Source organism: Acidocella sp. (assembly GCF_052326845.1).
In the GTDB taxonomy this organism is placed as follows: domain Bacteria; phylum Pseudomonadota; class Alphaproteobacteria; order Acetobacterales; family Acetobacteraceae; genus Acidocella.
The window spans coordinates 1-9,973 of the sequence record NZ_JBKQJR010000037.1 but is presented as its reverse complement, the minus strand read 5'-3'; the positions used below and the strand labels follow the sequence as shown (position 1 = coordinate 9,973).

8 protein-coding genes and 1 pseudogene are annotated in these 9,973 nt (G+C 66.9%); 2 read left to right on the top strand and 7 right to left on the bottom strand.

Translation table 11 applies throughout. The annotated features are described in order from the left end of the window. Positions 1-324: pseudogene (locus tag ACLPJJ_RS02615) on the top strand (murein biosynthesis integral membrane protein MurJ); the annotation flags it as partial. Positions 325-356: 32 nt separating this feature from the next. Then, entirely contained in the window at positions 357-1,358 is a 1,002-nt protein-coding gene (gene trpS, locus ACLPJJ_RS02610; RefSeq protein ID WP_443589238.1) for a tryptophan--tRNA ligase, read from the top strand. On the opposite strand, the gene ACLPJJ_RS02605 is transcribed toward trpS, so the two are convergent. The 7 genes from ACLPJJ_RS02605 to ACLPJJ_RS02575 all read right to left on the bottom strand — a co-directional run. Continuing rightward, a complete protein-coding gene (locus ACLPJJ_RS02605; RefSeq protein WP_443589237.1) occupies positions 1,355-2,161 on the bottom strand; it encodes a sulfotransferase domain-containing protein in 807 nt (268 codons plus the stop codon). The genes trpS and ACLPJJ_RS02605 overlap by 4 nt on opposite strands. Positions 2,162-2,313: 152 nt before the next feature. Next, on the bottom strand, positions 2,314-5,031 hold the full coding sequence (locus tag ACLPJJ_RS02600) for a DEAD/DEAH box helicase (RefSeq protein ID WP_443589236.1): 2,718 nt from the start codon (positions 5,029-5,031) through the stop codon (positions 2,314-2,316). Between the two features lie 123 nt (positions 5,032-5,154). After that, a complete protein-coding gene (locus tag ACLPJJ_RS02595) occupies positions 5,155-6,819 on the bottom strand; it encodes an NAD+ synthase (protein ID WP_443589235.1) in 1,665 nt (554 codons plus the stop codon). Continuing rightward, entirely contained in the window at positions 6,816-7,238 is a 423-nt protein-coding gene (locus ACLPJJ_RS02590) for a GFA family protein (RefSeq protein ID WP_443589234.1), read from the bottom strand. The genes ACLPJJ_RS02595 and ACLPJJ_RS02590 overlap by 4 nt, the downstream gene beginning before the upstream one ends. Then, entirely contained in the window at positions 7,238-8,380 is a 1,143-nt protein-coding gene (locus tag ACLPJJ_RS02585; RefSeq protein ID WP_443589233.1) for a nicotinate phosphoribosyltransferase, read from the bottom strand. Before ACLPJJ_RS02585 ends, ACLPJJ_RS02590 begins: the two co-directional genes overlap by 1 nt. Then, on the bottom strand, positions 8,377-9,768 hold the full coding sequence (locus ACLPJJ_RS02580) for a class II 3-deoxy-7-phosphoheptulonate synthase (RefSeq protein ID WP_443589232.1): 1,392 nt from the start codon (positions 9,766-9,768) through the stop codon (positions 8,377-8,379). The genes ACLPJJ_RS02585 and ACLPJJ_RS02580 overlap by 4 nt, the downstream gene beginning before the upstream one ends. Positions 9,769-9,824: 56 nt before the next feature. Then, on the bottom strand, positions 9,825-9,973 hold a 149-nt coding region (locus ACLPJJ_RS02575; protein WP_443589240.1), incomplete at its 5' end, for a hypothetical protein.

The following is a 9,973-nucleotide window of genomic DNA, read 5'->3' as shown; positions in this document are numbered from 1 at the left end:
CCGGCGCTGGCCACCTCGCTCTCCTCGGCCTTCAACGCGGCGCTTTTGGTGTATCTGCTGCGCGGGCGCGGACATTTCAGCCTGGACGCGCTGTCGAGCCACCGCGTGCCGCGCATCTTACTCTCGGGGGCCGTCATGGCGCTCGCCCTCTTCGCCACCGAGCGGCTGCTGCCCGCCGGGCGGACGAACATTCCCGAGTTTTTGCTTCTCACGCTGGTGGGCGGGATTTTCTATTTCGGCCCGGGGATTCTGCTGCGGGCGTTCGAGCTGGACCAGATCCTGCGCATCCTGCGCCGCCGCCGGGCTGCGAAAGCCGCCGGTTGACCGCAGCCGAAAACGCGGCGAAACCGTGCGCCATGGCACGCATATTCTCAGGCATTCAGCCCACCGGCATCGCAACCCTTGGCAATTATCTTGGCGCGCTGCGCAACTGGGTGGCGCTGCAGGAGGGGGATGACGAGTGCATCTATTGCCTCGTCGATCTGCACGCCATCACCACCTTTCAGGAACCTGCCGCCCTGCGCGAGCAGACGCGCCAGATGGCGGCCTTGCTGCTGGCCTGCGGCATCGACCCCGAGCGCAGCATCCTGTTCCACCAATCGGCGGTCTCGGCGCATGCGCGCCTGGCTTGGATCTTCAACTGCGTGGCCCGCATGGGCTGGCTCAAGCGCATGACGCAGTTCAAGGACAAGGCGGGCAAGCACCAGGAGGAAGTCTCCACCGGGCTGTTCACCTACCCCAACCTCATGGCGGCTGACATCCACGCCTACCACGCCACCCGCGTGCCGGTGGGCGACGACCAGCTCCAGCATATCGAGCTGGCCAATGACATCGCCGAGAAGTTCAACCATGATTTCGGCGTGGCGTTCTTCCCACGCATCGAGCCGCTGGTGCTGAAGGAATCCGCCCGCGTGATGAGCCTGCGGGACGGCACCAAGAAGATGTCCAAGTCTGATCCGTCGGACATGTCGCGCATCAACATGACCGACACGGCGGACGTGATCGCGCAGAAGATCCGCAAGGCGAAGACCGATCCGGAGCCGCTGCCCGAGCATGTGCACGACCTCGATGCCCGTCCCGAGGCGCGCAATCTCGTCGGTATCTACGCCGCCATCACCGGCCACAAGGTGAGCGAGGTGCTGCACCGCTTCGCCGGGTCTAATTTTGGCCCATTCAAGGAGCAGCTCGCCGAGGCGCTGATCGCGCATGTCGAGCCGATTGGCCACCGCACCCGCGAATATCTGAAGGACCCGACGGCGCTGGACCGCGTTCTGCAGGATGGCGCGCGCAAGGCCGAGGCTGTGGCCGAGCCGATCGTGGCTGAGGCGGAGCGGTTGGTCGGCTTTTTGCCGCGTTAAACGTAGCCTAGTTGTCGCATCACCTCGCCATGCGCGGCGGCGATGCGTTCGGCCTGGGCAGGCGTCAGGCGCTCGCGCCATTGGCCGGATTTGCCCTGGCGGAAAAATTTTCCGTTCAGGCTCGCGGCGTTGTAGCCCTGATCCGCCTCCTGCGCCGCAAGCTGGCCAAAGCTGCTGAACTCGATGGCGCGGGCGAGGCGCTTTGCCTCGACCTCGCCGGTGCCGAGAAAGCGGATGATGCGGGCGAAATAGCGCTCCGGCTCGGCCAGCAGATCCTCGTAGCGCGTGAGCAGCCGCCGGGGCGAGGCCACCCAGGAGCGCACATGCTCCGACCATGAGGAAAGCCGCTCGAACACCTGCGCGTCGTCGCTGGCATTGGCGGCACCCGGGTTTTCCATGAAGGCGATCATCTCGTCCACGCTCTTGCCCGTGTAGGCCGCGTAGGAGAGCGCGACGTCCCGCGGGTCGCGCACGATGTAGAGCGCCCCCGCCGTGTGTGCCGGGGTGCAGAGCGGCACGCCGTGCATCTCGAGATTGGCGTTATGCGTCTTCACGAACACGAGGTCCGGGTGCAGCCGGGTAAGGCGCTCATGGACTTGCGGGCGCAGCGCCTGCACCTGCTCGGTGCTCAGGCTTTCGCCGGGGGCGTGAAAAAACGCCGCCGCGCATTCCGCAACCGAGAACTCCACCAGGCTGTTGATGCTGTGCGGTGTCTCGGGTTGCAGGATGTAGTTGTGCAGGAACGCCCGGACCCAGGTGTTGCCGGATTTTGGATAGGATGCCAGCCAGACGATCTTGCCCACGAAAACCTCCGTTTCAAACCCTACTATGCTGGCCGTCTGGCGGTACCTTTCTGCGCTCCGGTGCTCACGTACTTAATGTACGCTCCGCTCCGGTGCTCAAAAAGCCCCGCCATACGGCTCAGCCTAGCGGGTTTGAAAGAAGGTTTCAGGTTTTAGGCGGCTTCCGCCTCCGCATCCCGGTCGGCGCCGAAGAGGAAATCGATATCCTCGGAATTGAAAGCCATGCCGCCGCCTTCCTGGAAGGCGATGCTGGCGAGTTCCGCCTTGCGCTGTTGCAGCTCCAAGATGCGCTCCTCCACCGTGTCGGTGGCGATGAGCTTGTACACGAACACGGATTTCGTCTGGCCGATACGGTGCGCGCGGTCTGAGGCCTGGGCCTCCACCGCCGGGTTCCACCACGGGTCGTAATGGATGACCGTGTCCGCCGAGGTGAGGTTCAGCCCACGCCCGCCGGCTTTCAGCGAGATCAGGAACAGCGGTACTTCGCCGGCCTCGAAGCGCTGCACCGGCGTCGCGCGGTCGCGCGTGTCGCCGCGCAGCTCCACGAAGGGGATGCCGGCCTCGGCAAGGCGCGGCTTGATCAGGTCCAGCATGGAGGTGAACTGCGAGAACACCAGGATGCGCCGGCCCTCGGGGATCAGCTCGCCCATCATCTCCATCAGGTCGTCCAGCTTGGCCGAGCTTTCCACGCCGTTGGAATTGCCGAGGCGCACGAGGCGCGGGTCGCAGCAGGCCTGGCGCAGCTTCAGCAGCGCGTCCAGCACGATGACGCGGCTCTGCGCCAGCGTGCGCTCGGCCATCTGCTCCTTCACCGTCTCGTACAGCGTGCCGCGAATGGTCTCGTACAACTCGCGCTGGTCCGGGGCCAGGGTGATGCGGCGCAGGATGGTGTGCTTGGGCGGCAGCTCGGTGGCCACTTCCTGCTTGGTGCGGCGCATGATGAAGGGCTGGATGCGCTGCACCAGCTGGGCGCGCACCACCGGGTCGCCGTTCTTCTCGATGGGCGTGCGGAAGCGCTTGGTGAAGCCGCGGCGGTCGCCGAGCAGCCCGGGCATGAGGAAGGCGAACTGAGACCACAGCTCGTCGAGATTGTTCTCGATCGGCGTGCCGGAGAGGCAGATCTTGTTGGTGGTCTTGAGCTGGCACACGGCGCGGGTGGCGCGGGCCTCGGGGCTCTTGATCGCCTGCGCCTCGTCCAGCACCACCACGTGCCAGGGCAGCACCTTCATGACCTCGATGTCACGCGTCAGCACCGTGTAGGTGGTGACGACGACATTCACGTCCTCCAGGTTCTCGCGCTTCTCGTGCCGTTCCAGCCCGTGCAGCACCACCACCTTGAGGTGCGGGGCGAATTTGCCGAGCTCGGCCGTCCAGTTGGCGACCAGCGAGGTGGGCACGACGATGAGCGCCGGGGCGGTGAGGCGCCCGGCGGCATATTCCACGCAGATATTGGCGATGGTCTGCGCCGTCTTGCCCAGGCCCATGTCGTCCGCCAGGAAGGCGCCGAGCCCATAACTGGCCAGGTGCTGCAGCCAGTCCACGCCATGCTGCTGGTAGGGGCGCAGGCTGGCCTTGAACGCGGGCGGGATCTCGACCGGGATGATGTCTGGCTCGCCCCGGAAGCGCTCGACATAAGCCTCGATATCCGCCGCGTTCTGCCAGGAGGTGGTGAGCACATCCTCCAGCTCCAGCACGGTGGCGGCGGCGCCCACCGGCAGCACCAGGGATTTCTCGGCGGTGCGCCCGGCGGATTCGATGAGGTCGCCCATCACCGCCAGCAGGCGCTTGATGCGCTCGGCCGGCAGCTTCACCACACGCCCGTCCTCCAGGCTGGTGATGATCTCGCCTTCGACGATCTGCGCCGCCTCGATGCCGCCGCGGGCGAGCAGGTTTTCCAGGATCGGCAGCAGCGGGTGGCGCTCGCCATCGATCTCGATGCCGAATTCGAGGCTGAAGGTTCCGGCCTCGCCGTCCTCCACCTTCACGTCCAGATGGCCGACATTCTCGGCGAGCTGCGGGCCGAAATTGGCGTCGATATGGCTGAGCCAACCCTGGGCGGTGAGTTCCGGCACCCGCACGGCGACGAAATGGTGCCACTTGGCCGCCGCCTCTTGCCCGCGGAACACCAGCACGCGCTGGCCGCGCGCGGACTTGCCGTCCGCCACGCGCATCTGCACGAAACCGTCCGGGCGGAGCTGGTCCAGCGCCTCGACCTCGGCGGCGACATCGCGGCGGACGAACACGATTTGCCCGCCCGAGCGCACGCGGATGAAGTGCTGCTCGTCGGCGCCGTCCACGCGCACGCCGCCATAGTCGAAGTCGAGCGTCAGCACGTCGATCATGCGCTGGCGGTTATGGTCGTCCGGCCCATGCACGCGGCGCAGATGCAGCACCGGGGTGGCCTTGCGCTCCAGCACCGTGGCGCCGGGCTCAGGTGCCTCGGGGAGGGCGGGCAGCAGGATGTTGGCGGCCTTGGGGCGGCGGCCGGTGGCGCGGATGCGCGGCGCCGGGGGCGGGCCGGGCGGACGCTCGCTCGCGGGGATAATGGTGTCGATGAGCCCTTTCGGTTCGGCCTTGCGCAGCTGCGGGAATTTGCCCAGCGCGGCCAGGGCGGTGGCGGCCAGATGCCGGCAGCCACGCTCGCCGCAGGAGCATTCGCGCTCGGCGAAGGAGATGCGGCTGCCCTTCCTCTCCGGGGTGATGGAGGTGGTGCGGCGGGTGCCGTCCATGTCCTCGACGATGCCGTCGATGGTCTCGCCGTTCAGGCTCACATCCTTGACGAAGCCCAGGGCCATGAGGCTCTGCGCCCGGCGGATCACGGACGAGTCGAAGATCCGGTCAAAATCCTCGGCGGAAAACGTCACCGGCATCGGATACCACTACTCCCACTTACGCGCCCGGCAGCGACGCCGGGCCAAAAGGGGTTAATACCGGGTTCGCCGGAAAAGGCCAGAGCCTAGCCATGAATTTACGAAGCTGTTGCAGCAGAGCTGCTATTTGATAAGATTTGTGAAGCCGTTAGTTAAGGGATAGCGCCGGTCGCGGCCGAAGGCGCGGGAGGTGATCTTCACCCCCGGCGGGGCTTGGCGGCGCTTGTATTCGGCGCGGTCCAGCAGGCGCACCACCTTCAGCACGGTTGCGCGGTCGTAGCCATCGGCCACGATGTCGTCCACCGCGTGTTCGCCCTCGATGAGATGCGCCAGGATCGCGTCCAGCACATCGTAGGGCGGGAGGGAGTCCTGGTCCGTCTGGTTCGGCTTCAGCTCGGCCGAGGGCGGCTTGGTGATGATTCGCTCCGGCATGGCCGGGCCAGGCTGGGTGAGCGCGCCGGCCGGGTGGCTGGCGTTGCGCCACCAGGAGAGCTCGAACACCGTGGTCTTGTAGATGTCCTTGAGCACCGAGTAGCCGCCGCACATGTCGCCATAGAGCGTGGCATAGCCCACCGACATCTCGGATTTGTTGCCCGTGGTGAGCAGCATGGGGCCGAACTTGTTGGAGATGGCCATGAGGATCAGCCCGCGCGAGCGGGACTGGATGTTCTCCTCGGTGATGTCCGGCGCGCGCCCGGCGAAGGCCGGGGCCAGGGCGGCGCCGAACGCCTCCATCGCCCCGGCGATGGGGATGGTTTCGTACGGGATGCCCAGCATCTTGGCGCAGGCTTCCGCATCCTCCAGGCTGTGGGCGGAGGTGTAGGGGCTGGGCAGCATCACGGCGCGCACGCGCTCCGGCCCCAGGGCATCGGCGGCCACGGCGGCGGAGATGGCGGAGTCGATGCCGCCCGAGAGGCCGAGCACCACGCCGGGGAAGCCGTTCTTGTTCACATAGTCGCGCAGGCCCCACATCATCGCCTGGTAGATCAGCTCCAGCCGGTCCGGCGGGGGGGCGATGGGCTGGGGTGTGCAGGTGAGGCCCTGCGGCGTGCGGGTCCATTGGGTAAGTGTGACGGCCTCGGCGAATTGCGGCATCTGCACCGCGAGCGAACGGTCGGCGTTGAGGATGAAGGAGGCGCCGTCGAACGCCACCTCGTCCTGGCCGCAGACCATGGCGGCGAAGATATAGGGCAGGCCGGTTTCCAGCACGCGCTGGGTGGCCAGATGGATGCGCCGGGGCTGCTTGCCGTCCTCGAAGGGCGAGCCGTTGATGGAGAGTAGCACCTCCGCACCCGTTTCCGCGAGGCAGGCGGAGACATCGGGCAGCCACCAATCCTCGCAGATCATCAGCCCCAGGCGAAAGCCGCGGAACATGATCGGGCCGGTGGGCTCGCCGGCGACGAACACGCGTTTCTCGTCGAACACGCCGTAATTGGGCAGCTCCACCTTGGCGCGCCGCGCGGTGATCTCGCCGCCATCAAGCAGGTAGGCGGCGTTGTGCAGCCTGCCCGCATTGTTCCAGGGCGTGCCGATGATCAGCGCCGGGCCGCCATCGGCGGTGTCCTGGGCCAGGGTCTCGGCGGCTTCCTCGCAGGCGGTGACGAAGGCGGGTTTCAGCACCAGGTCTTCCGGCGGGTAGCCGGAGATGGAGAGTTCCGGCGTTACCACGAGATCCGCCCCCAGCGCCGTCGCCTTGGCGCGCGCGGCGCGGATGGCCGCCACGTTCTTGTCGATGGCGCCGAGATGCAGGTTGATCTGCGCGATGGCGATTTTTAGGATTTGGTTCATCCGGCAGGTGGGGGTTGGCGCTCAGTGGCGGGCAAAGTGGGGTCCAGGCAAACCCATTCAGGGGCGCTGGCGGTCCAGATATTCATGGCGGGTTTCACAAGGTTCGGGTCGTCCAGCGCACCGGCGCGGATGAAGATCAGATGCGGGCGCGCGAGGGCGGCGCTGGTCAGCGGTGTGCCGCAGCTGGGGCAGAAGCGGCGGAGCATCTGGTTGCCGCTGGCCGCCCTGCTGTGGAAGGCGGAAGTCTCGCCGGTGATCTGCACGGCATCAGCCGGGAAGCACACATTTACCGTGGCATTGCCGGAGGCGAGATACTGGCAGTCCCGGCACCAGCATTGGCGGGTGATGATGGGGGCGGCGGAGATGGAAAAACGCACCGCGCCGCACAGGCAGCCGCCGGTAATGTTTGGTGCCGCCATCAGCTCAGATCCCGCTGCACGTTACGGAGCAGGAACTCGCGCCCCACCTTCACCATCGGCTTGCCGTCATAGGCTACGATATCGGCGGTGGCGTAGGTCTCGCTCCAGATCTCGGGGATGAAGCTGCCGGTGCCAACCACGTCGAGCGGCGCCTTGGCGTCGGCCATGACCGAGCATTTCTCCACGCCGAAGCCGGAGGAGGCGACGATGCGCGCGGCAGGGAAGCCGGCCTCGTTCAGCACCTCGCGCATTCTCCAGATCGCGGCGGCGGAGACGCCGGTGCCGATGAGGTAGCGCAGCTCCGTCTGGCTGCGGTAACGGCGCAGCACGCCGGGGACGTTGCGCTCCAGCACGGCGTAGCTTTCCTGCGGGTCCAGCCCTTCCAGGAAGCGGCCGCCATGTGTGTCCAGCCGGACGGAGAGCCGTCCGGTCTGGGCCAGATGCGGGAAGCGGTGGCAGACCTCAAGCGCGTCAGTCACCTCCCGGCCGAAATAGTCCACCAGCACGGTCAGCGGGTCCTCGGGGAAGGTTTCCACGAACATCTCGGCCGCGCGCAGGGTGGAGCCCGCGTAGCCGATAAGGGCGTGCGGCATGGTCCCGTAACCGAACGGGGCGTTGAAGTAATGCGCCGTCCAGTCATTGGCGCCGCCGATGAAGCCGCGGGCACCCTCGGCCTGGGCGGCACGGGAGCCGACGGCGGCGGCATAGGCCATGATCTCCTGCATCTCGGCCCCGGCGCAGTGCCTTGCCTCCATGGCCAGGAAGGCCGCGTTGGGTAGGGCGACGCTCATCTGGAAGGCGTTATGCGCGGCGACACAGGCGGCGCCGATCTTCTGCAGCGCGATGGTCTCGAGGTCCGACAGGGCGACGAAGCTGCCGGTGATGTAGACGAGCGGCTCGCCCGCGCCGACCCACTCGCCCTCCTTGTGCAGCAGCTCGATGTGGAATTTTTCGCCCCGCTTGCGGGCCACGGCTTCCAGCCAGTCGAGCATCAGCGCCGGGGCGGAGACCACCGGGCGGCGCAGGAAGATGGCGTAGGTGACGCGTGCATCGCCGAAGCGGGTGACGATCTTGCGCGTGCGGTTGAAGTAGGAATCCGTATGCGCGGTGATGTCCGCGTCCGACAGCGGCGAGGGTGTCACGCCGCGAATCTCGTCGCGCGGCGGGATTTCAGCTCCTCAGCAAGGTAGAAGGCCAGCTCCAGCGATTGCTCGGCGTTCAGCCGCGGGTCGCAGAAGGTGGCGTAGTGTTCACCCAGATTGTCCTCGGAGAGGCCGCGCGCGCCGCCCACGCATTCGGTGACGTTCTGCCCGGTCATCTCCAAATGCGCGCCGCCGGCAATGGTGCCCTCAGCCTGATGCGCGTCGAAGAAGCCCTTCAGCTCGGCCACAATGTCGCTGAAGCGGCGGGTCTTCACCTTGGCGGCGGTGGTGATGCCGTTGCCGTGCATCGCGTCGCACAGCCATACCGGGGTGCGCCCGGCGCGCTTCACGGCACGCAGCAGCGGGGGCAGCTTGTCCGCCACCTTGGTTGCACCCATGCGGGCGATCAGCGTCAGGCGGCCAGGCTCGTTCTGCGGGTCCAGAATGTCCATGATACGGAGAAGGTCGTCCTCCTGCATCGAGGGACCGACCTTCATGCCGATCGGGTTGCGGATGCCGCGCATGAACTCCACATGCGCGCCGTCCGCCTGGCGGGTGCGGTCGCCGATCCAGAGGAAATGCGCCGAGCAGGCATAGTAGTCGCCGGTGGTGGAATCCTGCCGGGTCAGCGCCTGCTCATAGGGGAGCAGCAACGCCTCGTGGCTGGTGTAGAAATCCGTCTCGCGGATCTGCGGCGTGGTCGCGCTGTTCAGGCCGCAGGCGGCCATGAAGCCGAGCGTCTCGTCGATGCGCGCGGCGAGGTCGCGGTAGCGGTCGGCCAGCGGCGAATGCTCGACGAAATCGAGGTTCCAGCGATGCACCTGGTGCAGGTCGGCATAGCCGCCCGAGGCGAAGGCGCGCAGCAGGTTGAGCGTGCCGGCGGACTGGAAATAGCCGAACTCCATGCGGGCGGGGTCCGGGATGCGAGCCTCGGCGGTGAATTCGGGGGCGTTGATGATGTCGCCCCGGTAGGAGGGCAGGGTGAGATCGTCCACGGTCTCGGTGTCCGAGGAGCGCGGCTTGGCGAACTGCCCGGCCATGCGGCCGAGCTTCACCACCGGCATGCGCCCGCCGAAGGTGAGCACCACGGCCATTTGCAGCAGCACGCGGAAGGTGTCGCGGATGACATTGGCGGTGAAGTCGCCGAAGCTCTCGGCGCAGTCGCCCCCTTGCAGCACGAAGGCTTGGCCCTGCGCCGCCTGGGCCAGATGGGCCTTGAGGTTGCGCGCCTCGCCAGCAAAAACGAGCGGCGGATACTTGGCCAGGCGGGCCTCCACGGCCGAGAGCTTAGCCGGGTCCGGGTAGCTGGGCACTTGGCGGATGGGGCAGTTGCGCCAGCTATGCGGTGTCCAGCCATTGTCGAGCGGCGCAGGGGGGATGGTGTCCATGGTCTCTCCGGGGGCGTTCCTATTCCGCCTTTATAAACGTGAAATGTAGCGCGGCGCTACACGGCGCCAAGACCGGGACCGGCAACCCTGGTCTGTGTCCGCATCGTCACGAATTCCTCGGCCGCGGTGGGGTGGATGCCGATGGTGCGGTCGAAATCGGCCTTGGTTGCCCCGGCGGTGATGGCGACGGCGATGCCCTGCATGA

Coding starts and splice junctions, on each gene's coding strand:
- ACLPJJ_RS02580 (WP_443589232.1), bottom strand. CDS start 9,768: ATGGACACCATCCCCCCTGCGCCGCTCGACAATGGCTGGACACCGCAT.
- ACLPJJ_RS02600 (WP_443589236.1), bottom strand. CDS start 5,031: ATGCCGGTGACGTTTTCCGCCGAGGATTTTGACCGGATCTTCGACTCG.
- ACLPJJ_RS02595 (WP_443589235.1), bottom strand. CDS start 6,819: ATGAACCAAATCCTAAAAATCGCCATCGCGCAGATCAACCTGCATCTC.
- ACLPJJ_RS02590 (WP_443589234.1), bottom strand. CDS start 7,238: ATGGCGGCACCAAACATTACCGGCGGCTGCCTGTGCGGCGCGGTGCGT.
- trpS (WP_443589238.1), top strand. CDS start 357: ATGGCACGCATATTCTCAGGCATTCAGCCCACCGGCATCGCAACCCTT.